The organism is Embleya sp. NPDC059237 (assembly GCF_042754105.1).
Lineage (GTDB): Bacteria > Actinomycetota > Actinomycetes > Streptomycetales > Streptomycetaceae > Embleya.
The window spans coordinates 325,366-348,276 of record NZ_JBHZAE010000008.1 but is presented as its reverse complement, the minus strand read 5'-3'; the positions used below and the strand labels follow the sequence as shown (position 1 = coordinate 348,276).

At 71.4% G+C, this 22,911-nt stretch carries 22 protein-coding genes; 9 read left to right on the top strand and 13 right to left on the bottom strand.

Annotation, left to right across the window (positions count from 1 at the left end):
- The first annotated feature begins 27 nt into the window (after window positions 1-27).
- Window positions 28-969 carry a diacylglycerol kinase family protein gene (locus ACFXKZ_RS26360; RefSeq protein WP_380003448.1) on the top strand — a complete coding sequence of 314 codons (942 nt, stop codon included), beginning with the start codon at window positions 28-30 and terminating at the stop codon, window positions 967-969.
- Between the two features lie 173 nt (window positions 970-1,142).
- On the opposite strand, the gene ACFXKZ_RS26355 is transcribed toward ACFXKZ_RS26360, so the two are convergent.
- On the bottom strand, window positions 1,143-1,559 hold the full coding sequence (locus ACFXKZ_RS26355; protein ID WP_380003447.1) for a DUF3151 domain-containing protein: 417 nt from the start codon (window positions 1,557-1,559) through the stop codon (window positions 1,143-1,145).
- 88 nt (window positions 1,560-1,647) lie between these two features.
- On the bottom strand, window positions 1,648-2,670 hold the full coding sequence (gene fbaA / locus ACFXKZ_RS26350) for a class II fructose-bisphosphate aldolase (RefSeq protein ID WP_380003446.1): 1,023 nt from the start codon (window positions 2,668-2,670) through the stop codon (window positions 1,648-1,650).
- 461 nt (window positions 2,671-3,131) lie between these two features.
- Here fbaA and ACFXKZ_RS26345 point away from each other — a divergent pair, with 461 nt between their 5' ends.
- Both ACFXKZ_RS26345 and ACFXKZ_RS26340 read left to right on the top strand, forming a co-directional pair.
- Window positions 3,132-3,758 (top strand): sigma-70 family RNA polymerase sigma factor, encoded by a 627-nt coding sequence (locus ACFXKZ_RS26345; protein WP_380003445.1) that lies wholly within the window; start codon window positions 3,132-3,134, stop codon window positions 3,756-3,758.
- Complete coding sequence (locus ACFXKZ_RS26340) at window positions 3,755-4,720, top strand: hypothetical protein (protein ID WP_380003444.1); 966 nt, start codon at window positions 3,755-3,757, stop codon at window positions 4,718-4,720. Before ACFXKZ_RS26345 ends, ACFXKZ_RS26340 begins: the two co-directional genes overlap by 4 nt.
- Before the next feature lie 28 nt (window positions 4,721-4,748).
- Here the strand turns inward: ACFXKZ_RS26340 and ACFXKZ_RS26335 are convergent, their stop codons facing one another.
- On the bottom strand, window positions 4,749-6,128 hold the full coding sequence (locus ACFXKZ_RS26335) for an FAD-dependent oxidoreductase (protein WP_380003443.1): 1,380 nt from the start codon (window positions 6,126-6,128) through the stop codon (window positions 4,749-4,751).
- Window positions 6,129-6,288: 160 nt separating this feature from the next.
- Between ACFXKZ_RS26335 and ACFXKZ_RS26330 the strand changes: the two genes are divergently transcribed.
- Window positions 6,289-6,954: a DedA family protein gene (locus ACFXKZ_RS26330; RefSeq protein WP_078976160.1), complete on the top strand. Its 666-nt coding sequence runs from the start codon at window positions 6,289-6,291 to the stop codon at window positions 6,952-6,954.
- Window positions 6,955-7,474: 520 nt separating this feature from the next.
- Here the strand turns inward: ACFXKZ_RS26330 and pyrE are convergent.
- The 3 genes from pyrE to murJ form a co-directional block, all read right to left on the bottom strand.
- The gene (gene pyrE / locus ACFXKZ_RS26325) at window positions 7,475-8,014 is read right to left on the bottom strand and encodes an orotate phosphoribosyltransferase (protein ID WP_126636590.1); all 540 of its coding nucleotides are present in this window, start codon (window positions 8,012-8,014) and stop codon (window positions 7,475-7,477) included.
- A 37-nt stretch (window positions 8,015-8,051) separates the two neighbouring features.
- Entirely contained in the window at window positions 8,052-8,795 is a 744-nt protein-coding gene (locus ACFXKZ_RS26320) for a hypothetical protein (RefSeq protein ID WP_380003440.1), read from the bottom strand.
- Between the two features lie 88 nt (window positions 8,796-8,883).
- Window positions 8,884-10,545, bottom strand: a complete 1,662-nt coding sequence (gene murJ, locus ACFXKZ_RS26315; protein WP_380003438.1) for a murein biosynthesis integral membrane protein MurJ — start codon at window positions 10,543-10,545, stop codon at window positions 8,884-8,886.
- 336 nt (window positions 10,546-10,881) lie between these two features.
- Here murJ and ACFXKZ_RS26310 point away from each other — a divergent pair, with 336 nt between their 5' ends.
- Window positions 10,882-12,075 carry a lipid II:glycine glycyltransferase FemX gene (locus tag ACFXKZ_RS26310; RefSeq protein WP_380003437.1) on the top strand — a complete coding sequence of 398 codons (1,194 nt, stop codon included), beginning with the start codon at window positions 10,882-10,884 and terminating at the stop codon, window positions 12,073-12,075.
- Between the two features lie 25 nt (window positions 12,076-12,100).
- On the opposite strand, the gene ACFXKZ_RS26305 is transcribed toward ACFXKZ_RS26310, so the two are convergent.
- A complete protein-coding gene (locus tag ACFXKZ_RS26305) occupies window positions 12,101-13,684 on the bottom strand; it encodes a polyamine aminopropyltransferase (protein ID WP_380003435.1) in 1,584 nt (527 codons plus the stop codon).
- A gap of 124 nt (window positions 13,685-13,808) precedes the next feature.
- The gene (locus ACFXKZ_RS26300; RefSeq protein ID WP_380003433.1) at window positions 13,809-14,315 is read right to left on the bottom strand and encodes a DUF2617 family protein; all 507 of its coding nucleotides are present in this window, start codon (window positions 14,313-14,315) and stop codon (window positions 13,809-13,811) included.
- A 230-nt stretch (window positions 14,316-14,545) separates the two neighbouring features.
- Here ACFXKZ_RS26300 and ACFXKZ_RS26295 point away from each other — a divergent pair, with 230 nt between their 5' ends.
- Window positions 14,546-15,697 carry a pyridoxal phosphate-dependent aminotransferase gene (locus ACFXKZ_RS26295; protein WP_380003432.1) on the top strand — a complete coding sequence of 384 codons (1,152 nt, stop codon included), beginning with the start codon at window positions 14,546-14,548 and terminating at the stop codon, window positions 15,695-15,697.
- A gap of 73 nt (window positions 15,698-15,770) precedes the next feature.
- Here the strand turns inward: ACFXKZ_RS26295 and ACFXKZ_RS26290 are convergent, their stop codons facing one another.
- From ACFXKZ_RS26290 to ACFXKZ_RS26275, 4 genes are all read right to left on the bottom strand, one after another.
- A complete protein-coding gene (locus ACFXKZ_RS26290; RefSeq protein ID WP_380003431.1) occupies window positions 15,771-16,262 on the bottom strand; it encodes a YbjN domain-containing protein in 492 nt (163 codons plus the stop codon).
- 93 nt (window positions 16,263-16,355) lie between these two features.
- Window positions 16,356-17,444 carry an RNA ligase (ATP) gene (locus ACFXKZ_RS26285; protein WP_380003430.1) on the bottom strand — a complete coding sequence of 363 codons (1,089 nt, stop codon included), beginning with the start codon at window positions 17,442-17,444 and terminating at the stop codon, window positions 16,356-16,358.
- A 2,093-nt stretch (window positions 17,445-19,537) separates the two neighbouring features.
- The gene (locus ACFXKZ_RS26280) at window positions 19,538-19,657 is read right to left on the bottom strand and encodes a DUF397 domain-containing protein (protein ID WP_380003429.1); all 120 of its coding nucleotides are present in this window, start codon (window positions 19,655-19,657) and stop codon (window positions 19,538-19,540) included.
- Window positions 19,617-20,534 carry a helix-turn-helix domain-containing protein gene (locus tag ACFXKZ_RS26275; protein ID WP_380003428.1) on the bottom strand — a complete coding sequence of 306 codons (918 nt, stop codon included), beginning with the start codon at window positions 20,532-20,534 and terminating at the stop codon, window positions 19,617-19,619. The genes ACFXKZ_RS26280 and ACFXKZ_RS26275 overlap by 41 nt, the downstream gene beginning before the upstream one ends.
- Before the next feature lie 262 nt (window positions 20,535-20,796).
- Between ACFXKZ_RS26275 and ACFXKZ_RS26270 the strand changes: the two genes are divergently transcribed.
- Window positions 20,797-21,090, top strand: a complete 294-nt coding sequence (locus ACFXKZ_RS26270) for a hypothetical protein (RefSeq protein WP_380003427.1) — start codon at window positions 20,797-20,799, stop codon at window positions 21,088-21,090.
- A 190-nt stretch (window positions 21,091-21,280) separates the two neighbouring features.
- Window positions 21,281-21,613, top strand: a complete 333-nt coding sequence (locus tag ACFXKZ_RS26265; RefSeq protein ID WP_380003425.1) for a hypothetical protein — start codon at window positions 21,281-21,283, stop codon at window positions 21,611-21,613.
- Between the two features lie 229 nt (window positions 21,614-21,842).
- Here ACFXKZ_RS26265 and ACFXKZ_RS26260 read toward each other — a convergent pair whose 3' ends face one another.
- On the bottom strand, window positions 21,843-22,223 hold the full coding sequence (locus ACFXKZ_RS26260) for a hypothetical protein (RefSeq protein WP_380003424.1): 381 nt from the start codon (window positions 22,221-22,223) through the stop codon (window positions 21,843-21,845).
- Between the two features lie 152 nt (window positions 22,224-22,375).
- Between ACFXKZ_RS26260 and ACFXKZ_RS26255 the strand changes: the two genes are divergently transcribed.
- A complete protein-coding gene (locus ACFXKZ_RS26255) occupies window positions 22,376-22,738 on the top strand; it encodes a cupin domain-containing protein (RefSeq protein ID WP_380003422.1) in 363 nt (120 codons plus the stop codon).
- Window positions 22,739-22,911: the final 173 nt, after the last annotated feature.

Genomic DNA, 22,911 nt, shown 5'->3' with positions numbered 1-22,911 from the left:
GAGAGGTTACCTGAGGAAGGACGACCGGTGTCGGCCGAGCGCTCGCTGCTCGTGATCACGGACCCTGCGGCTCGCTCGGCGGACGGCGAATCCGTCCGGGTCGCGCTCGATGTTCTGCGGGCCTGCGCCCCCAGCAAGATCGTCATTCCCACCGACCCCGCCGACCTGCAGCGCGCCCTCGCGCGGCGGGGGCGTCGGCGTGTCGTGGTGATCGGCGGGGATGCCGGAGTACACGCCGTCGCGCGGTTACTGGATCGTGCGGGCGAGCTCGGCGAGACCCCGCTGGGCATCGTCCCGATCGACACCGGAAGCGGCCACGGGCTCGCCGAGGCGCTGGGCCTGCCGGCCGAGCCCGCCAAGGCGGCACGCGTGGCACTGGGCGAGAACGAACGTTCCTTCGACCTGTTGTCGGACGACCTGGGCGGCCTCGCGCTGCGCTCGGTCCGGATCGGACACGGCGTGCGCGCCGGCCGCGTCGGGCCGGTCACGGGCATGTCCGGACGCGGCTGGCGCGGGTTGTGGGACCAGGCCGCGCGAACCGTGTCGAGCACCGTCGGCGCCGCCGTCGGGCCCTCGGGACACCGGCTGCGGATCGAGGCGGACGGTCGGGTCGTGGCCGACACGGATCGCCCCGTGTTGTCCGTGCACCTGGGCTGCGACGGGTCGAGCACGCCCGGCCCGAGGATGACGGAAGTCACAGTGAACGGGTACAACGGCCGAAACGGAACACACGGGGCAAACGGCTCGAACGGCGCGGGCACCGCGACCGTGATGATCACCGGCCACCCGGGCACGTCCCGCTTCGGCCCCAACCCGGTCCTCGACGCACCGGTACAACTGCGCGCACACGAAATCACGGTACGCGGCCGCGACTTCACCTACGCCGCCGACGGAATGCCCACCGGCCCGGTCCACCTGCGCACCTGGACGGTACGCCCGACAGCCTGGCGCCTGTTCGTCCCGGCGTGACACCGCAGCGACCGCGCCCCACATGGGCACAGCCACCCAGCAACCACCCAAAAACGCCGGCCAGGCAAACCCACCAGCCCGGCCGGCGTTTGAGGCCAAACTCAGCCCGGCCGGCGCTTGAGGCCAATCAGCCCGGCCGGCGTTTGAGGCCACCTCGGCCGGAGGCCGGGTGCTCAGCCCTCCAGGACGTTGGCCCCCGTCGCACTGCTGTCCCGCAGGAAGATGGTGCAGCGCGAGTACTCCTCCTCCTCACCAATGGCCCCCGCAGCCCGCGCAAGCGCATGCAGGGAGCGCAGGAACCCCCGGTTCGGCTCGTGCTCCCACGGCACCGGCCCGTGCCCGCGCCACCCCGCCCGCCGCAGCGCGTCCAGTCCGCGGTGGTAGCCCACCCGCGCGTAGGCGTAGGACTCGATCACGCTGCCCCGCTCGAAGGCCTCGTCGGCCAGGTCGGCCCACGCGAGCGAGAAGGTCGGGAACTTCGCGGCCACCTCGGCCGCCGGCACGCCGTCCACGAGCAGCGCCAGCGGCTCGGACTCCTCGGGCAGGTAGGTGGGATCGGGTCCGCCGAAAAGGTTCTGGTCGATGGTCATGGACCCCATGATCGCCCATCACGCGCAAAGGCCCGCGACCTCGTGGTCGCGGGCCTCTGCGCGGATCGTCGCCGATCGCGGGTGTCGACTACTTCATCCGGGTGCCCGCGGAGCGCAGATCGCGGCAGGCCTCGACGACCCGCTCGGCCATCCCGGTCTCGGCCGCCTTGCCGTACGAACGCGGGTCGTACAGCTTCTTGTTGCCGACCTCGCCGTCCACCTTGAGCACACCGTCGTAGTTGCGCAGCATGTGGTCGACGATCGGGCGGGTGAAGGCGTACTGGGTGTCGGTGTCGACGTTCATCTTGACCACGCCGTAGTCCAGCGCCTCGCGGATCTCCTCGAGCAGCGAGCCGGAGCCGCCGTGGAAGACCAGGTCGAACGGCTTCTCCCGGCCGTACTTCGCGCCGACCGCGTCCTGGAGGTCCTTGAGGATGCTCGGCCGCAGCTTGACGTTGCCCGGCTTGTACACGCCGTGCACGTTGCCGAAGGTCGCGGCCAGCATGTAACGGCCCTGCTCGCCCAGGCCGATCGCCTCGACGGTCTCCAGCGCGTCGGCCGCGGTGGTGTAGAGCTTGTCGTTGATCTCGTTGGCGACGCCGTCCTCCTCGCCGCCGACGACGCCGATCTCCAGCTCCATGACGATCCGCGCGGCGGCGCACTTGGCGATCAGCTCACGGGCGATCTCCAGGTTCTCCGCCAGCGGTACGGCCGAGCCGTCCCACATGTGCGACTGGAACAGCGGGTCCTGCCCCTTGGCCACACGCTCCGCGGAGATGTCGATCAGCGGGCGCATGAACCCGTCGAGCTTGTCCTTGGGGCAGTGGTCGGTGTGCAGCGCGATGTTCACCGAGTACTTCTCGGCGATCACTTTCGCGTACTCGGCGAACGCGACCGAACCCACCACCATGTCCTTGACGGTGGTGCCCGACAGGAACTCCGCGCCGCCCGTGGACACCTGGACGATGCCGTCGCTCTCCGCCTCGGCGAACCCGCGCAGCGCCGCGTTCAGGGTCTGGGACGAGGTCACGTTGATCGCCGGGTAGGCGAATCGACCGGCCTTGGCCCGGTCCAGCATCTCGGCGTAGACCTCGGGAGTTGCGATGGGCATGCGTGTGCTCCTTGTTGCTCGAGCCGGCGGTGATATGAGGGTTTCGGACACGGATGGCCGTATCCCCGCTTGCCGCCCATCCTGGCAGACCGACTTGATCGACACCGCATCCAGTCCGCCACGTTCGGCGGAGCGGACCGAGGATCCGACGGATCATCGAAACGGTGCCACAGAGGCCACACCGGGCTCGGAAAAATCTTCCGCACGGACTTTCACTCGGGACGCAACCATCCCATCGGACAAGCTGCTTGGTAGGTGAAGGGGCAAGCGGAGAGCGGCGGATCACGACCCACGGAACGCGTCTTCGTTTTCTTCCCACCACCTTCCCCAGGGGACACCCCTGTCATGCACAGGGACTTCGGCGGCGGGCGCAACCCGGGGCGCGTCGAGACGTCTACCGGACACGGGCTGTGCACATGGGGTGGGGGCGGTCCGATGACAGCGAAGGGGGCGGCGGGGCCGTGGCGCTGCTGAGCATGCCGGCATTCGGGGGCGGCGAGCGATCGCCGGAGTCCGCGTCCGAGGACGCGACGGCCGATGCCGCAACGCGCCGACCGCGGCTGCGCATCCTGCGGGGCGGCCGGGAGGAACCGGTTGCCCGCCCGACCCTGACCCAGCTCTACCACGCCCAACGGCTGGGCATGGTCCGACTCTCCATCCTGCTCGTGGACGACCTGGGCACCGCCGAGGACGTGGTCCAGGACGCCTTCACCGCGTTGTACCGCCGCTTCGGCGAGGATCTGGACGACGTCGACAACGCGATGGCCTACCTGCGCACGTCGGTGGTCAACCTCTCCCGCTCGGTGCTGCGCCGGCGCCGCACGGCCCGTGCCTACGTTCCCCCACACGAGCCGGCCGCCGCCTCGCCCGAGGACGCCGTGGTGCTGTCCGAGGAACATCTGCGGGTGCTCGGCGCGGTGCAGCGCCTGGCCCCGCGACAGCGCGAGGTGCTCGTGCTGCGCTACTGGTCGGACATGACGGAGGCGCAGATCGCCGAAACGCTCGGACTCTCCCGTGGAGCGGTGAAGTCCACGGCGAGTCGTGCCATCGACGCCCTCGAAAAACTCATGAAGGACGAACAGTCGTGACCGAACACAATGCGCGCGACGAATCGGTGGAGGACCTGCTGCGCGCGGCGATGGCGGCCCGGGCGGACACCGTCACCGTGTGCCGGCTGCGACCGCCGTCACCGCCGCACCCCGACGGGGCCGCACCCTCCCGGTGGAAGACCATCGGGCTGCCGCTGGCCGCGGTGCTCCTGACCGCGGCGGCCGTCGGCGGCGTGTCCCTGGTGGAGGCGCCCACCACGAACCGGAGCACGCCGCTCCAGTCCCGGGTGTCCACGCCACTGCCCACCGTGTTCGTGACCCCCTCCCCCGGCATGACGTCGGCGCCGCCGACGGACATCGCCGCGATCGACGTCCCGGAGGCGAACCGGACGCCGGCGTCGAGCACGGCGGGGTCGGAGGACACCCGATCCGACAACCGCCCGACGACCCGGCCGCCGTCGTCGAAGCCGGCGAGCACCGCTCCCGGTTCGTCCGCCAAGCCCAGGTCCGACGACGTCTCGGCGGTGAAGTTCCGGACCCAGCCGTCGTGGCGGGTGGTGCGGGAGGACGCCCGGCACGAGTGTGTGCTCGCCGACCCCGCGTACACCGGCGACTGCCTGGGTCACGGCGCCTGGGTCAACGTCGAGCCCGTCCCGGACACCTCGGGGAGCTGGCCCTCGACGGGGACCGTCGACAAGGACGACGGCGGACCGCCGCGGCCGTCGTGCATGCGCGACGGCGTCCCCGTCACGCCTCCGGCGCACCGGGAATCGACCGTGCGGCTGACCGCCAAGTCGACCGTGACGGTCGCCGGGCACCCCGCGAAGTACCGCTCCTGGACCGTGACATGCGCCGACGTGGGGCCGTACGACATCCGGCTGTGGTGGCTGGTCGACCAGGGCGTGTACATCCACACCATCGGGCTCCCGGCCGGCTCCGACATCGCCGACCGGGTGGTCGCGTCCCTCGATCTCTCCGGCTACAAACCGCCGACGAGCTGACCCCCGGCCGGCGGGGGCCGGGGGCGGGTCAGCGATCCTCGGCGACCTTCTGCGCCGCCTTGCGGGCGGCAACCAGGATCGGGTCCCAGACGGGGGAGAACGGGGGCGCGTAGCCCAGGTCGAGGGAGGTGATCTCCTCGACCGTCATCCGGTGGGTGAGCGCGACGGCCGCGGTGTCGATGCGCTTGGCGGCGCCGTCGCGGCCGACGATCTGTACGCCCAGGAGCCGGCCGGTGATGCGCTCGGCGATCATCTTGACCCGCATCGACCGCGCGCCCGGGTAGTAGCCGGCCCGGCCGGTGGACTCGATGGTCGCGGTGACGAACTCGAAGCCGGCCGCCGCCGCGTCCTTCTCGCGCAGGCCGGTGCGGCCGATCTCCAGGTCGCACACCTTGCTGACGGCGGTGCCGACCACGCCGGGGAAGGTGGCGTAGTCGCCGCCGATGTTGGTGCCGATCACCCGGCCGTGTTTGTTCGCGTGGGTGCCGAGCGCGATGTGCCGGCGGCGGCCGGAGACGAGGTCGAGCACTTCGACGCAGTCGCCGCCGGCCCAGATGCCCTCGACGCCGCCGTCGACGCCGACCCGCATCCGCAGGTCGGTGGTCAGCCCGCCGCTCGCGCCGAGCGGCAGGCCGGCCGCGCGGGCGAGTTCGGTGGCGGGGCGCACGCCCAGGCCCAGGACCACGATGTCGGCGGGAAAACGGCCGTCGGCGGTCAGTACGGCGCTCGCCCGACCGTCGGTCACCTCGATCCCCACCACCTCGGTCTCGGTCACCACGTCGATGTCCATGCCCTCCATGGCCTCGTGCACCAGGGCGCCCATGTCGGGGTCCAGGGTGGACATCGGCTGCGCGGAGCGGTCCACGACGGTGACCGCCAGGCCCTTGCGGACCATCGCCTCGGCCATCTCGATGCCGATGTAGCCGCCGCCGATCACCACCGCCCGCCGGTGCTCGGGGGCCAACCACTCGATCAACTCGCGGGCGTCCTCCAGGGTCTGCACGCCGTGCACGCCGGGTGCGTCGATCCCGGGCAGCGGCGGCCGGATCGGCACCGCGCCGGTGGCCAGGACCAGCTGGTCGAAGCCGATCCGATCGGGCCTGCCGGTGGTCAGGTCGCGGATCTCCACCGTGCGGCGATCCAGGTCCAGACCCTCCGCCTCGACACCCAGGCGCAGGTCGATCCCGCGCTTGCGGTGCTCGTCGGGCGTACGGGCGATCAATGCGTCGGGGCCGTCCACGTCCCCGGAGACCAGATACGGGATGCCGCACGCGGAGTACGAGGTGAACCGGCCCCGCTCGATCACCACGATCTCCAGGTCGTCCTCGCCGCGCCGCCGCCGGGCCTGCGAGGCCGCACTCATCCCGGCGGCGTCACCGCCGATCACCACCAGCCGCTCGTTGCCCACGTGCTACCCCTGACTCTGTGTACGTACGTGTGTCCGCGCAGATGCGGACGCCGCCGAAAACGGCCCTCGATCGCCGCCGGACGTCCCGACCCGGTAATGATGCGTGCCCCGGAGCGGGGACGGGTGACCACCCGGGCCACACGCGCACTACCCTCACAAGGTGGAATTCCAAGCTGTCAACGTCCTCGACGCGACGTCCCTCATCTCGACGTTCGGACTCATCGGCATCCTCGCGATCATCTTCGCCGAGACGGGTCTGCTGGTCGGGTTCTTCTTCCCCGGCGACTCGATGCTGTTCCTGGCCGGCGTCGCCGCGTCCTCGTCGGCGGAGGAGATCGTCGGCACATCCATCTCGCTGCCCTGGCTGCTCCTCGGGGCACCGGTGTGCGCGATCGCCGGTGCCCAGTTCGGCCACTTCCTGGGCGCCCGCTACGGCACGAAGATGTTCAGCAAACCGGACTCGAAGCTGTTCAAGGCCGAGTACGTGACCAAGGCCGAGCAGTACTTCGAGAAGTTCGGCCCGGCCAAGGCGGTGCTGCTCGCCCGGTTCATCCCGATCGTCCGCACCTTCCTGAACCCGGTCGCCGGGGTGCTGGAGATGCCGGCCCGGACGTTCTTCCTCTGGAACGTCATCGGCGGCCTGGTGTGGACCGACGGCATCATCCTGCTCGGCTACAAGCTCGGTGACACGATCGGCAGCAGCATCGACAAATATCTTTTGCCGGGCGTTTTCGTCATCGTGCTCATCTCGGTGCTGCCGATCATCATCGAGGTCGTGCGCAGCAAGCGGGAGGCGAAGCGCGAAGCGGCTTCCTCGGGTAACTGAACACATACGCTCCGAAGCGGCGGCACGCATTGGCGCGCCGCCGCTTTTTGTCGTCCCGGAGGGTGTTCCGGGTACGACACCGGCAATTGACCGGAATGAAATACGCGGGCGTACAACCTTTCCGCTTCGCCGTGCGTCGGGCCGCCGGGCGGTCGGTGCAATGCACAACACCCCGCCCCCGGACGGGGACCGGGAGCGGGGTGGACTCGGAGGCTGCCGAAGGCGAAGGTGGCCGCCGGGTCGGACGGGGAACCGACCCGGCGGCCCGAGGGGAAAGGGCAGAGGTGTTCAACGCCCCGATCGGCGCAGGACGACTCGGCCGCGACAGCGCGGCGAGCGCGTGCAGGGCGGCATACACGACGAATTCATACTTCCCCCCCGGGAAGTCCGGTCGGCGGATGCGCCGACGTCGGAACTGGTTCGACAATATCCGAGACGGCGAAAAAAGCAATGGCCGTCCCATGAATGCGCAAGGCATCACACGGGACGGCCGACGGCGGAATGCGCGGGCGGGGGGCCGCTAATTCAGTTCGAGGTCTTCCAGGTGGTAGGCGACCCGATACTCGAGGCCGGCCTTTTCCACGGTGGGCGCGGCACCGCGCTCGACGATCACCGCGACCGCGACGACCTCGGCGCCGGCCTCGCGCAGCGCCTCGACGGCGGTCAGCACCGAGCCGCCCGTGGTGGAGGTGTCCTCGACCGCGAGCACCCGGCGGCCCCGTACGTCCGGGCCCTCGATCCGGCGCTGCAGGCCGTGCGCCTTGCCGGCCTTGCGCACCACGAACGCGTCCAGCCTGCGGCCCTGCGCGGCGGCGGCGTGCAGCATCGCCCCGGCCACCGGGTCGGCGCCCAGGGTCAGCCCGCCGACCGCGTCGAAGTCCAGGTCGGCGGTGAGGTCGAGCATGACCTTGCCGACCAGCGGCGCGGCCTCGCCGTCCAGGGTGATCCGGCGCAGGTCGACGTAGTAGTCCGCCTCCCGACCGGAGGACAGGACGACCCGGCCGTGCACGACGGCCTTGGTCTTGATCTGTTCGAGCAGCGCATCACGGTCGGAGGTCATGGCACGGGAGCCTATCGCCGCGACCCACCCGGCCCGTTCAGGCTCGGCCGACGCGCTCGCGGCGGGCCCGGACCCGGACCAGGCGCCAGAGCACGACCGCACCCAGTGCCGGGACCAGCACCCGGATCGCCCGGCGCGCGGCGCGTCCGCTGCCGTGTCCGACCTCGGACCACAGGTCCGCCTCGGAGCCGGCCTCGGCCGGACGCGGCGGCACGGGCCGGGTGCGCGGCGGCGTCGAGAACGGCTCGGCGAGCGGGCGGACCGGCTCGAACGGCGTGTCGGCCGCCGTCTCGGGCGCGAGTTCGTCGGCCAGCGCGGCGGCGAACAGGTCGGCCGCGCGGGCGAACGCGGTCTGCCGCGCGGCCTCGACCGGGCCGAACTCGCCCGGCTCGGCGGCGAACACGATCCGGGTCTCGCCGGTGTGCTCCGCGTCGTCGTCCTCGGCCGCGGCGAGGTCGTACAGCCGCACCGTGAACTCGGCGTCCAGGCGGGCGGCGCGCGGCCCCTCGCCCCCGGCCGCGCCCGACTCCTCGACCCCGACCACGGTCGCGATCAGCGCCAGCGGCTCGGCCGCGGCGGCAAGCCGGAGCAGGCCGCGGAAGGCGACGGTGTCGGCGTCGACCCGCACCCGCCAGCGGCCGGTCAGCACGACACCCTCGGTACCGCCGCGGACCGGCTCCTCGGGCGTCAGGCCCGGGATGCACCGCCCCAGGCGTTCGGCGTCGTGGAAGGTCTCCCAGACAGATCGGACCGGGATCGGCACGACGACTTCGTACTGCATCCGTTCTCCCCCGTTCGTGGCGGCGGGCCGCCGTCCGGCGACGCGCCCGCGCACCGACCCGGACGGTCGGTGTGTACCGCCCACCCCATCACACCCGCCGGTGCCGCCCGGTCGGCGCGTCGGGGTCGATCACCCTCGGCATCGCGTCCGGGTCCGGGGCCGGCCGCGCCGGCTCCTCGGGCAACCACAACCGGCGGGCCCTCGGGTAGGCCACGGGCGCCACGATCACCGCGAACAACACGACCGCGCCGGCCAGCGCGACCGCGGCCCCCAGCGGCCCCGAGCCGAGCGTGTGCGCACACCAGCGGGCCAGGAGCCAGGAGCCGCCCGCCGCGCCCGCGGAGACCAGCGCCAGGCCCAGGTGGGTGCGCGCCACCCGGACCGTGTCCAGGCCGCGCAGCCGCCGGCGCAACACCCGGGCCAGCCACACCAGGCCGATCACCTGCGCGACGCTGTATCCGGCGGCCATCCCGGTGACCGCCCACTCGGCGGGCAGCGTCCAGTAGGCGACCAGCGAGAACAGCGCGCCGGCCGCGGTCATCGCCGCGTTGGCCCAGAACGGCGTGCGGGCGTCCTGTACCGCGTACAGGCCGCGCTGGATCAGGTATTGCCCCGAGTAGGCGATCAGCCCGGGCGCGAACGCGGTCAACATCAGGCCCATCGCACGGGTGTCCGCCTCGGTGGTGATGCCGTGCTGGAAGACCACCGCGGTCACCTGCGGGCCGAGGGCGAGGAACAGGAACGACACCGGCACGATCACCAGGGCGTTCAGCCGCAGGCCCCGGGAGACCAACGCGCGGACCGTGGCGGGGTGTCCGTCGGCCGCCGCACGGCTGATTCGGGGCATCAGCATGGTCGCGATCGACACGGTGACCACGCCGTGCGGCACGATCCAGAGCAACTGCGCGTTGGCGTAGGCGGTGTAGCCCACGCCGTGGCCGAGCCCGGACTTCACCGCCTTGTCGGACACCTCGACCGCGAGCCGGGTCACCAGCCAGTAGCCCAGTTGCGAGACGCCGACCATGGCGACCGCCCAGCCGGCCATCCGCAGCGGCGCGCCCAGGCCGTGGCCGCGCCAGTCGAAGCGGGGCCGAAAGCGCACCCCCGCCGCGCGCAGGTACGGCACCAGGGTCAGCGCCTGTACGACGATGCCGAGCGTGGTGCCCAGGCCGAGGAGGCGGACCTGCGCCGGGGTGATGCCCTGCGCATCCCGCACATCGTGCGCGACCAGCAGGAAGGACCCGAAGACCGCGATCACCACGACGTTGTTCAGGATCGGCGTCCAGGCCATCGGCCCGAACCGCCCGCGCGCGTTGAGCACTTCGCCGACCAGCGCGAACATGCCGTAGAAGAGGATCTGCGGCAGGCACATCCGGGCCAGTGCGACGGTCAGCGTGCGCTGGGCACCGTCGTAGTCCGCGTAGGCGGACACGATCGCGGGCGCCGCGAGCACACCGGCGAGGGTGAGCACGAGCAGCAGGCAGCCCACCGCGGTCAACAGCCGGTCGGTGTAGCCGGCCCCGCCGTCGGCGTCGCGCCGGGCCGCGCGCACCAGTTGCGGTACCAGGACCGAGTTGAGCGCGCCGCCGACGAGCAGGATGTAGAGGATGTTGGGCACCGTGTTCGCCACGTTGTAGCCGTCGGCGAACAGGCCGGTACCCAGCGCCGCGACCACGGTGGCGCTGCGGGCGAACCCGGTCAGCCGGGAGACCGCGGAGCCGAGCGCCAGGTTCGCGCCGCCGCGCAGCATCGATCGGCCGCCGGCTCTTTCGGGTTTGCCCCCTTCGCCCCGACCCGGCGCCCGCTCGACCGGGCGCGCGGGCCCGTGCGCCGGTGTCTCGGACCCGGGTCGGCGATCCTCCGCACGAGCGTGCCGGCCCCCCGGTCGACCCGAGACGACATGGCTCACAAACGTCTCCAATTCGGCCGCGTTCGGGGTTTCGGACATGCTCCCCCGTTGTCTGAGTGCCTGGGAGGCCACTTCCGTTGCATCCGAATTTCTCGGTGACGAAACCGTTCGCCCACGGGCTCTAAGGGTTTGCGGGGCTACCCCACCCGCATCACTCCGTCCCCTAGGAGACGTCCCGTGGTCACGCTGCTTCCGGCGCCGCCCGCCCGACCGTCCGTTCCCGCCGCGCCCGCCGGCTCCGTCGCGCCCGCCGGGCCGGCCGACCGGGCGTTGCGGGTCGCCCCGCTGACCGCGGACGCGCACCTCGCGCATCTCGACGGACGCGGCGACGCGGGGTTCCTGCAGTACCCGTCGTGGGCCGTGGTCAAGGAGGCGTGGCGCAGCGAGGGCATCGGCTGGTTCGACGCGAACGGCGCCGTGGTCGGCACGGCCCTGGTGCTGTACCGCAAGATGCCCAAGGTGCCGTACTGGTTCGCGTACCTCCCCGAGGGCCCGGTGATCGACTGGGCCGACCCGAACCCGCAGCGCTGGCTGGCGCCGCTGATCGAACACATGCGCGCCAGGCACGTGTTCACCGTGCGGATGGGGCCGCCGCTGGCCTATCGGCGCTGGCAGGCGCAGACCGTCAAGGACGCGGTCCGGCACGGGCTCAAGCACCTGGATCGGGTCACCCCGGACGAGATCGACCCGCTGGGCGCGACGGTCGCGCTGCGGCTGGGCGACCTGGGGTGGCGGGCCTCGGGCGACGGCGCGGACGCGCAGCCCCGGTACACCTTCGAGCTGCCGTTCGAGGGACGGGCCCTGGACCAGGTCAAGGCGGGCTTCAACCAGGAGTGGAAGCGCGCGATCACCAAGGCGGGCAAGGCGGGCGTGGACATCGCCGTGGGCGGCTACGAGGACCTGCCCGCGTTCTTCGACCTGCTCCAGGTGACCGAGCGCCGCAACGGGTTCCGGCTGGGCCGCGAACTCCCGTACTACCAGCGGCAGTACCGGGCGCTGAACACCGAGGCTGCGGGCCGGATGAAGCTGTACCTGGCCCGGTTCGAGGACCGGCTCCTGGCCGCGCACACGCTGATCACCGCGGGCGAGCGGGTCTGGTACCAGACCGGCGCCTCCACCGACCACGGCCGAGGGGTGCGGCCCAGCCACGCGCTCCAGTGGCGGATGATCCAGGACGTGCACGAGCGCGGCATACCGGTCTACGACATGCGCGGGGTCAGTCCGGTGATCGACCCCGACGACCGACTGTTCGGGGTGCTGCGCTGGAAGCTGGGCACGAACGGGCGCGTGGTGGAGAACCTGGGCGAGTGGGAGTACCCGGTGCAGCCCGCGCTGCACAAGGCGTTCCGCGCCTACATGTCGATCCGCTGAGCGGGTGGGCCACACGCGGGCCGGGCTACTCGCGGGCGTAGTCGGCGATGCGCGGGTCGTTCAGGGTGGACGGCGGCACCTCCACCCGTGCCTCGTGCGGCGGGAACGAACTCGCGAGGGCGGGACGGTCGGCGGCCAGGAACGGTACGACCGCCGGGTCCGGCGCGTCGTCGGCCGGCCGCAACGCGGCCCCGGGCACGAGCGCGGGCGCGGGCGCGGCGAGCAGGAAGCCGCGATCGGCCGGGCCCGGCACGGTGATCCGATAGGGCAGCGTGCGCAGCCCCGCGGCGCGCAGGCCCGCGTCGACGCACCAGAACGCTCGGCGGTGCGCATCGGGCGCGGGCGCGCGCACCACGATCCGGCCCGCCGGGCGCAGCACGGTGCGGGTCAGGCCGTAGAACTCCTGGGTGTACAGGCGCGCGGCGGCACCGACGGTGGGCCCGGGCAGGTCGGCGACCACCACGTCGAAGCGCTCGGCGCTCGCCCGTACCCACGCGAAGGCGTCCGCGCCGACCACGCGCACCCGGGGGTCGGCGAACGCGTCGCCGGCGAGGGCGCGCAGGGCGGGATCGGTGCGGGCAGGCGCGGTCTCGCCGAGGTGTGCGACCACGACCACCACGTCGCGCACCGCCGCGTAGCGCAGCACCTCGCGCAGGGCCAGCCCGTCTCCCCCGCCGAGCACGAGCACCCGTTCGTGCCGGCCGGCCATCGCCGGGTGCACCAGCGCCTGGGCGGTCTCGCTCGCCCCCGTGGCCGCCACCCGGCGCTCGCCGGCCACGTACATCTCGGGGCCGGCGGCGGTGTGGGTGACCACCACGTCCTCGTGGGCGGACACCACGTCGCCGTCGTAGAGGGCGTCGCGCGCGGCCCGTTCGAAGGCGGGCGTGTACAGCCAGGTGCCGGCGAGCAGTGCGAGTACGGCGCCCACCGCGGCGTACATGCCCATCCGTAGGCGCGCCGGCAGGTCGGCCCGGAACAGCCACAACACCACGAGCGCGCCGGCGATCGCGTTGACCATGCCCGCGAGCACCACCGTGCGCAGTTGGCCCAGGCGCGGCAGCAGCAGGAACGGGAAGAGCAGGCCGCCGACCAGCGCGCCCACGTAGTCGGCCGCGAACAGGTCGGCCACCGCGCTGCCCGCCTCCTGCGGCCGGATCCGCTGGACGAGCGTCATCAACAGCGGGATCTCGGCGCCGATCAGCAGCCCGAGCACGGCCGCGACGGCGATCATCGGCCAGCGGTAGACGTCGTACCAGGCGAACCCGGCGAACAGCACGGTCGCGCACATCCCGCCGCACGCGGCGAGCAGGATCTCGGCGGCCAGGAACGCCGGTGCCGCGCGGCGCACGAACGGCTTGGCGACGAGCGCGCCGACGCCCATTGCGAAGACCATCACCGACAACACGATCGAGGTCTCCACCACCGGATCGCCGCCCAGCGTGCCGCCGAGCGCAGCCAGCGCGAGTTCGTAGACCAGGCCGCAGGCCGCGCAGACGAGGACGGCGAGCAGGACCACGAATCGCGCGGGCCCGGGGGCGATCGTGGTGGAGGGGGTCCGGGCGGCCGACGCGCGCACGATCGTGGCGGCGCGCGGCGCTGGGGAGTTCACCCCGAGCACGCTAGGCGCGCAGCGCGCGGGGATCGCCGAACGCGCCGACGGTTCACCCGATCCGACTACGCGGTGCGGGTGCGCGCGCCGGGCCCGCGCCCGCCGGTCCCGCGCGCGTGCGGCCTCACATGGCGCGGCTCCGGGTGCTCACGATCCGGCATTCCTGCGGGTATGTGTGCCACGTGGACCAGACCGCGCCCGCCCCGCAGCGCTCCACCACCATGGCGGTGACCGCGTACGGCAGGCCCGGATACTCGCCGATCAGGCCGTAGCGGTGCCCGGTGGCCAGCGCGACGATCTCGCGCACCCGGGCCGCGAACGCGCCGTCGCCGAGTTGCTGGGTCAGTGCGGTGAACTCGTACTCCCACCGACCGAGCCGGGTCGCGGCCCGGGCGGGCAGCGGGGTGGCCGCGCCCGGCACGCACGCGACCGTCTCGGACACCGGCTCGCCCCCGCCCGGCTCGGGGCCGATCAGCACCTGGTGCGAGGCGCCGAGCAGGCGCAGGTCCAGCTTCAGTCCTCCGAGGTCGACGTCGCGCGCGGCCAACGCGGGAAGCGGCGGCAGACCCAGGCACCAGCCGAGGGCGTCCGCACGGGTGTCGGTGTACGTGGTGGTGAGTGTGGCGTGCATGTCTCGCGCTCATCTGTCCGGGCAACGGGAACACCCTCGGGAGGCTCCCGGGGCGACAATCGGCTGCAAACCAGGGGACATGACTCACCGTAGGCGCCCGAAGGCACACCGTCGTCACCCACGAAGGTGAAAGGCAATCACACGAACGGGTGAAGGGCACTCTGTGAGCACCGGGGTGTCGCAGGCGAGGATGGGCCCGAAGAGCCGACCCTCGCGAAGGAGCCGTACGGATGAACCGACCCCTGTTGGCCAGACACCTGGACGGCCTCGGCACGACGATCTTCGCCGAGATGTCCGCCCTCGCGCGCACCACCGGCGCGATCAACCTCGGCCAGGGTTTCCCCGACACCGACGGCCCGGCGGAGGTGATCGAGGCAGCCGTCGCGGCGATGCGTGACGGGGCGAACCAATACCCGCCGGGCGACGGCATCCCGGATCTACGGCTGGCCGTGGCGGAGCACCGGCAGCGCTTCTACGACCAGACGTTCGACCCGGACGGCGAGGTGCTGATCACCACCGGCGCCACCGAGGCGATCGCCGCCGCGCTGCTCGCGCTGCTCGAACCGGGCGACGAGGTGATCGCGCTCGAACCGTTCTACGACTCGTACGCGGCCTGCATCGCGATGGCCGGCGCCCGCCGGGTGGGCGTCACCCTGCGCCCCCCGCACTTTCGTCCGAACCTCGACGAGCTGCGCGCGGCGGTCACCGACCGCACCCGGGTGATCATGCTCAACACCCCGCACAACCCGACCGGCACGGTGCTCACCCGGGCCGAGCTGGAGGCGATCGCCGCCGTCGCGATCGAGCACGACCTGATCGTGGTCACCGACGAGGTGTACGAACACCTGGTCTACACCGGCGAGCACATCCCGATCTCGACCCTGCCGGGCATGCGCGAGCGCACCGTCACCATCTCGTCGGCGGGCAAGACGTTCTCGTTCACCGGCTGGAAGGTCGGCTGGGTGTGCGCGCCGAGGGAGCTGATCGCGGCGGTACGCACGACCAAGCAGTTCCTGACCTACACCTCGGGCGCCCCGTTCCAGCCCGCGATCGCGCACGCGCTGCGCCTGCCGGACACGTACTTCGACGGGCTGCGCGAGGACCTGCGGCACAAGCGCGACCTGCTCGGCGGTGGGCTGCGGGCGGCCGGACTGACCGTCTACGAGCCGCAGGGCACCTACTTCACCACCACCGACATCACCCCGCTCGGCTACGCCGACGGCCTCGACTTCTGCCGCAAGCTGCCCGAACTGCGCGGCGTGGTCGCGATCCCCGAGGTGGTCTTCTTCGACAACACGGAGGTGGGCCGCCCCCTGGTCCGCTTCGCCTTCTGCAAGCGCGTCGAGGTCCTGGAGGAGGCCGCCAAGCGGCTCGCCGGCTGAGTCCCAGCCAGTGGATGGCAGGGGCGGTTGCGTGTGGGGGTCGGGCTGCGGCCCCCACACGCGCGGGTTCCGCCTATGCCTCGCCGTCGGTCGCCGGCTTGTCCTCGGGGCCGTACTGCTCGGTGATCCAGTTCGCGAACGAGATGCACGTGCTGATCCACGCGCGCGTGGTGAACACGAACAGCTCGCGGTTGATCCCCGGCTCGCAGTCGAGCTGGGCCTCGCCGATCAGCCGCAGCTGTCCCTCGTGCTCGTGCGTGTAGACCTTGGGCCAGAAGAACTGGCGGTGCCACTCGTCCAGCAGTTCCAGCATCCGCGGCCGGTCGGCCGGGTCGAACGCACGGTCCAGGAACATCCGGACCGTGAAGATCTCCTGCTTGTCTCCGCGCAGCATGAAGTAGACGCGGAAGCCATCCCAGGGCGCACAGATGTCGCCCTCGTCGTCGGTGAAATGGTTCACCTGGAGTTCGTCGAGGACCTGGTTGATCAGGTCCGCCGACGGCTTGACGACCGGCGCGGCCGGAACGAAGGTCGACCTCGGAAGCGAGGACGGGTCGATGCTCATGAAGGATCCTCTCCAGACGTATCGACGCCATCCTCTCTCATTCGGCCCAGGGCGGTGGGTCTCCAGGGGGCCCGAGGGTTCCCGAGGGTGCGCTCATTCGTACTCCGTGCCGCCCTTGCGCATCAGGTACGACGCGGAGACGATCTTGCCGATCGCGCGCCCCCCGACCACGGCGCTGTACCGCTCGCGTGCCGGGCGCACCACCAGGCCCTCGCGCAGGTGCGCGGCGGTGCCCGAGACGGTCTCCCGGCCCTCGGCCAAGGCCGGCAGTTCGGCCTCGTCGTAGGGCCCGGTGTAGAGGGTCGGCACCACCGGCGGCGCGATCGTGAGGTCGGCGAGCAGGTCGGCCAACTCTTCGGCGTCGACGTGCCGTACCGCGCCGCTCTCGTCCGCGAGCGCGATGTCGAACACCGCGTAGCCGGGCAGCTCGGACCGCCCCTGCGCGCCGTAGCCCAGGTCCTGCACGCCCTGCCCGAACACCTCGCCGAACACGCCCACCCGGGCCGCGCCGAACCGCGCGGCCACCTCCGCGGCGACCTCGGGCAGCCGGTGCGCGAGCACGCTGCGCCAGTAGAGGTTGTGCTCGTCCCGGACCAGCGCCTGTGACCGGGCGCCGAAGCCCTTGGAGGAGACGAAGCTCTCGCCGGTGTGAGTGAGGTAGGTGTAGAGGCAGGCCGTGCCGTGGATCTTCTCGGTGGCCACCACCGGCTCGCCGGCCGTGAACAGGTCCGGGTAGCGCTGGATGTTCTCCATGTCGACCCACGGCAGCAGATCGGGCGCGGCCACGATGTCGCCGCTCATGTGCACGGGGATGGGCGGCACCCATTTGACGATGCCGAGCAGCTCGGCGAAGTCCTTGCCGTCGGCGAGCGCGGCATCGAGGTCGAGGTCGGCCAGCGCGGCCGGCCGACAGACGATGCCCTGCGACAACTCGCCCCGCAGCCGGATGGCCCGCACCCGGTTCTTGGCCGAGCCGGCGAGCTTCCCGGTGAGCCCGAGTTCCTCGACGAGGCCGGCGGGCAACACCGCCTGCTCCGGGATGTAGAGCGCCACATCGCCGGTGACGTAGGCCCCCTTGGCGACAACGGCCCGGTACAACCCGACTTGGGCCAGCTCCAACGCATCGGCATTCGGGTGCGGATGCACCACCAACCGCTCGACCGTGACCTTGAGTGTGGACATGGCCGCCCCCTTCCCCCGTGACCGCCGAGCGGCCGCTTCCCCGTCGCCTCCACGGTCCCAAGGGGCTGGGGGAGGTGGCCAACGATTTACGGGCGGGTGGGGTGGGCGGGGTGGGGTGGGTGGAGTTGGGTTGGGTTGGGTTGGGGAGGGAGCGGAGCGTGAGGTAGGTACTCGGGGCCGGGTCTGCTGGGGGCTTCCCGAGTGGGTCGGGTGCTCCCGGCGAGCGTTGCGCCTTTGGCTGCGGGTGGCCGGTCCGGGGCCGGTCAGAGTCGGTGGTGGGCCGCCGCCGGCGTGCGGTGCTCTGAGGCGGAGGGCTCCCGACGAGACGGGCGCATTGCTCAGTGGGAAAAGCGGCCGGCAGCAGCGGGCAGGGAGGGACTCGGGTCGGATCTGCTGAGGGGCCTTTTCGAGTGGGTCGGTTGCTCCCGGCGGGCGTTGCGCTTTCGGTTGCGGGTGGCCTGGTGCGGGGCCGGTCAGAGTCGGTGGTGGGCCGCCGCCGGCGTGCGGGGCTCCAAGACCGAAGCTCCCGACGAGACGGGTGTGTTGCTCAGCGGAAAACCGGCCGGCAGCAGCGGGCAGGAAGGGGCTCGGGCCGGGTCTGCTGTGGAGGCTTCCCGGGTGAGTCGGGCGTTCGCGGTGAGTGTTGCGCTTGTGGTTGCGGGTGGCTGGTGCATGGCCGGTCAGAGTCGGTGGTGAGCCGCCGCCGGCGTGCGGGGCTCCGGGACGGCGGGCTCCCGACGAGACGGGCGCATTGCTCAGCGGAAAACCGGCCGGCAGCAGCGGGGAGGGTGGGTGGTCGGGTCGGGTCCTCCGGGGAGGCTTCGCGGGTGGGTCGGGTGCTTTCGGCGAGAGCCGCGTCTCGGTCGGCTGCGCGGGCCGGTCAGAGTCGAGGGTGGGCCGCCGCCGGCGTGCGGGGCTCCGAGACGCGAGGTTCTCGACGAGACGCCGGCGTTGCTCGGCGGGAAAGACGGCTGGCAGCGGCGGGCGGGGTGACGGGGCGGGTTGAGCGTGCCGTGGGGCCTTCCCGGTGGGTTGGGGTGTTTCGGGGGCGTCTGGAGAGAGGTTGGGGTGCGAAACCGGATCCCGGTGGGTGGTTGGGGGCTTCGGGTCTCGGTGACCTGCGGTTTTGTGGGGTTGGGTTGGAAAGTCGGGTGTCGAGTGCCGGATTCGTGTGCTCCGGCCCCCTCGACTCCCGTGTGGAGACCGAAACCGCTCAGTCGGAGCCGATCCCGGGCGCTGCGGTCTCTCGGAGGCCGAAAGTGCCCTGTGGGCGTCGAAACCGGATCCCGAGGCGCTCGAAACGGCGGTCGCTTGCGCTGACCTGCGGTTTTCTCTCGTGCGGAGGCTGCGGCACCCCACGGGATCCGGTTTCGTGAACCTCCGTCACCCACATGCCCACCGCACCCCGAAAACACCCGGCCGCCCGACTCACTCGGGAAGTCTCCCCGGCAGACCCACCCGAGCGCCTCCCCGCCCGCCACTGCCGGCCGGTTTTCCGCCGACCAACGCACCCGCCTCGCCAGGAGCCCCGGTCTCAAAGCCCCGCACGCTGGCGGCGGCCCACCTCGACGACTCTGACCGACCCCGCACCAGCCCTCCGCAACCGAAAGCGCAACGCCCGCCGGGAACACCCAACCCACCCGCGAAGCCTCTCCGGCGAACGCGACCCGAGCCCCCACCCTCCCCGCCGCTGCCGGCCGCTTTTCCCGCCGAGCAACGCCGTCATCTCGTCAGGAACCCCAAGCCTCGGAGCCCCGCACGCTGGCGGCGACCCCGCTCGACGACTCTGACCGACCCCGCGCAACCGACCAAGACGCGACTCTCACCGGAAGGCACCCGACCCACCCGCAAAGCCTCTCCGGAGGACCCGACCCGAGCGCCCTCCCTACCCGCCGCTGCCGGCCGCTTTTCCTGCCGAGCAACGCGCCGGTCTCGTTGGGAGCCCTGCGTCCCGGAGCCCCGCACGCCGGCGGCGGCCCACCACCGACTCTGACCGGCCCCGCACCAGCCACCACGCAACCAAAGGCGCAACCCCGGCAGAGGCAGCAGGAAGCCCCGCCGACCGGCAACGGCCGACGGGGCGTCAGGTCGCGCTAACCGCGCAGCGCCTCTGTAAGTGCCGTCCACGAAGCCGTAGGGACGATGAGGTGACCCAGGCTTCGATCTTTGCTGTCACGAACCGGAACGGCGTCTTGGGATGTAGCGACTTCCACGCACTCCGCGCCTTGCTGGTTGCTGTAGCTGGAAGTTCGCCAACCGGTGGGGTGCACGATACATACCTTTCGCTACGGATCTGATCATCGCTTCGGACTCCCGAGCAGACAGGGCCGATGCCCGAAGTTGCTCGTAGGTTAGGCCAAACGCGTTCACCTCTGACCGCCCCTCCCAGAGTCGCCCATCGAATGCACTTTCGGTATACGCGTATCGGCTGCCGTCCGCCGTCTGAACAAGTGTCAGAGAGCCACCCATGGCCGCGTGTTCCCCCGCACAGAACGGCAAGACCTGGATCTTGGTACCTGCGTTCGCTTCCTCCAGCAGCCGGGCCATTTGGCCACGCATCACTGACTGACTGCCCGCGCTCCGGGCCAGAACTGCTTCGTCGAGGATGACCCGGATACGAGGAGGGCTGTCGCCGCGCAGAATGCGCGCCTGACGGTCCAAACGTCGCGAGATACGATCCCGAAGCTCGTCGTCACTGGTCAGCGCTTGCCCAAGTCGGAGCGTAGCGCGAGCGTATGCCTTTGTCTGAAGCAAGCCCGGCACGATCTGCGCTGCGTACAAACGTAGGCCGATTGCCGCCTGCTCTCGATCCATGTACTCACGCACATAGTCGGGGACCAACTCCCGCTGGCTCGCCTTCCACAGGTCCGTGAGCAGGTCATCGGCACCCAGCGCGGCATCCAGGCGCCACGCCTGTTCCCACGTCGGCGGACTGCCCGTGCGCCGTTCGATTTGGGTGATGCGCGTGGGGTGCACGTGGATCAAGGCTGCCAGTTGGGCTTGCGTAAGCCCGCGCAACTTACGCAGCTTCGTCACGCGTGCGGCGAACATATTTGCGGACGATTGTGTTGGGTCGATCGCTTCGGCCAAGTCGTTTAATCCCTCAAGATCATTTATTCCTGATTGCTGCGCAAATCAGGTTCTCGCCTGGCCGCATCGTAAGGCGGCGGCTTGATCCTGGGATAGACATTCCGTGTCCACAGAATGTGGCCGGATATCCACCCGCCGCAGCGCGAGAGGGACAGGCATGCCCATGACCGTGACGAGACAACAACCGCCCACAGAAGCCGACTTGCGGCGTCTCTTGGCGGCCTCCGACGAGGTGCGCATTCGGGACACGCGGAGCGGATACGTGGGCACGCTCTACCGCGTGGCCACCGGCTATGTCGTGGCGCTCACGGCCAACGGCAGCGCCTACACCATTTCCATGGCGCGCCTCGAAGTCGTGGACGACGAAGCCGACATCGGGCAACCCGGCCCGGTCGCGCACGGTGTGCGCGATGTGCGCGGGCCCGGCGAGATCGTGGCGGCGCAACCGCTGCCGAACGAAGTGCGTTTCCCCATGGCCCGGTTCGGTCCGGATGTCCAGTGGCGCATGCCCTCCGACAGCGTGCGGCCGACCGGCCGACCGGAAGCCACTTCCTGAACTGCCGTGCCGCCGAATCCATTTGGTCGTGGCTACCGGCGGCGCGGCTCCGAACCCTCTCCGCCTTTCCATGGCCGGTCGGCGGAGAGGGCCACAAGCGGTATCCAGTCAGCAGCCAACCGCCAGGGGCCGGCGCTCGCTCGCCAGTGATCCGCCGGCCCCCGGCCTCCCCCACCGAAGCGAGGTCGACATGAAACTACCGATCCCACCGTCGGACGAAACAACCCCGAGCGGCAGCGGCATCGGGGACAAGGTGAAGCACGTCATGGACGCACGCCGGCCCGAACAGCCGCCCGGCGCGGTCGTGCGGGTGGACGACACCGGCCGGGTGACGGTCCAGCCGTTCGATGCGGCGCGAGCCGAGTGGACCGCCGACCCGGCGGACGTCGTGCCGGACGACGGCGTCTGGTTCCCCACCGACGGCGCCCGGCCCGACGACCTGCTGCCCTTCCCGATCCCGCCCGGCACGATCACCCCGCTCCGCTACGGCGGCCTACGCCCGAAACCACGCCCCGGCCACTGACCCCGACGACGGAAGCCCCGGCCCTTCGAGAGTCGGGGCTTCCTTTCGCTTTTGTCACCCCATGAGTTCCACGACCGTGACCAGCAACGAGTTATTCGTGATTTGGTAGACCACGATCACGCTGCCACACGTCGCCTCGCGCCTATCCTTGTGGTACGTCGCCGACGATCCGCATCCGTACGGATCCTGGGCGATGCATGCCATGCCGTTGTCCAGATCCCGGCGCTTGTCAGCGGGCAGACTCAGGCGGGCCCTCTCGCAGGCGGGACTGTACGCGATCGAGTACGACACTCCGTTCCTCCCCCATGATCGTCATTGCATCGGCTTCGGCGTGGATCCCTTCGACCCAGTCGTGCGTTCGCTCGATTGCCTCGTCGACTTCCGGGCGGGTGCGGCGGGCCCATCGGTTGAGGGTCAGGGGCAGGTCCCGTGCCGGTGTGTCCTCGATCGCCTTGGTGAACTCCTCGCGCTGCTCGGCGGGCAAGGCGGCCCGAATGCCGGCGATGGTGGCCGGGAGTTCGATCAACTCGCCCGTTGCCCATGTGCGCCAGGTACGTCCGTCCGGCTCCGGCCCGTCCTGGTGCTCGTGTTCGTCGATGTGCTCGTCCATAGGCATCCTCCACTGTGACGACCCGGCTACTTACAGTGTGCGCCCCGGGGGCATCCGGCGGAAGTCGCGGGATCGACACGGCCGACGCCGATTCCCCCGTCGCCACGCCAGGCCGTCGGCGATTCGGCGGCCTCCTGGGACAGGATGGGGGCATGCCGAAATTCATCGAGAAGCCGACCGTCGTCGAGGCGGCCGGGAACATCCCCAAGACCATTCGCGAGTTCGTGGGCCGGGTCAACACCGGCGACGAGGCGCTGAGCATCGCGCACATGACCAGCCCCGGCGGCTGGGAGGAGCCGGGTCAGCGCCCCGAGTTCGACGAATACACGGTGGTCCTGCGCGGCGTGCTCACCGTGGAGCACGAGGGCGGCACCCACGAGGTCGCGGCCGGCCAGGGCATCCACACCGCCGCCGGCGAATGGGTCCGCTACAGCACTCGGGGCGAAGAGGGCGCCGACTACATCGCCGTCTGCCTCCCCGGCTTCACCCCGGACACGGTGCACCGCGACGAGTAGGCGATCCGCCGACTGCCGAACGTCGCCATGGCTGTCCGCCGACACGCAAAGGCGTCGGGCGCGCCCCCAGGGGGGGGGGCCCCCCCCCCCCCGGGGCAACCACAAACCCCGCGCCATCGAGCGTCCACCACCCCCCCTGGCGGCAGGGGCGCCCCCGCGCGCACAGTGGGCCC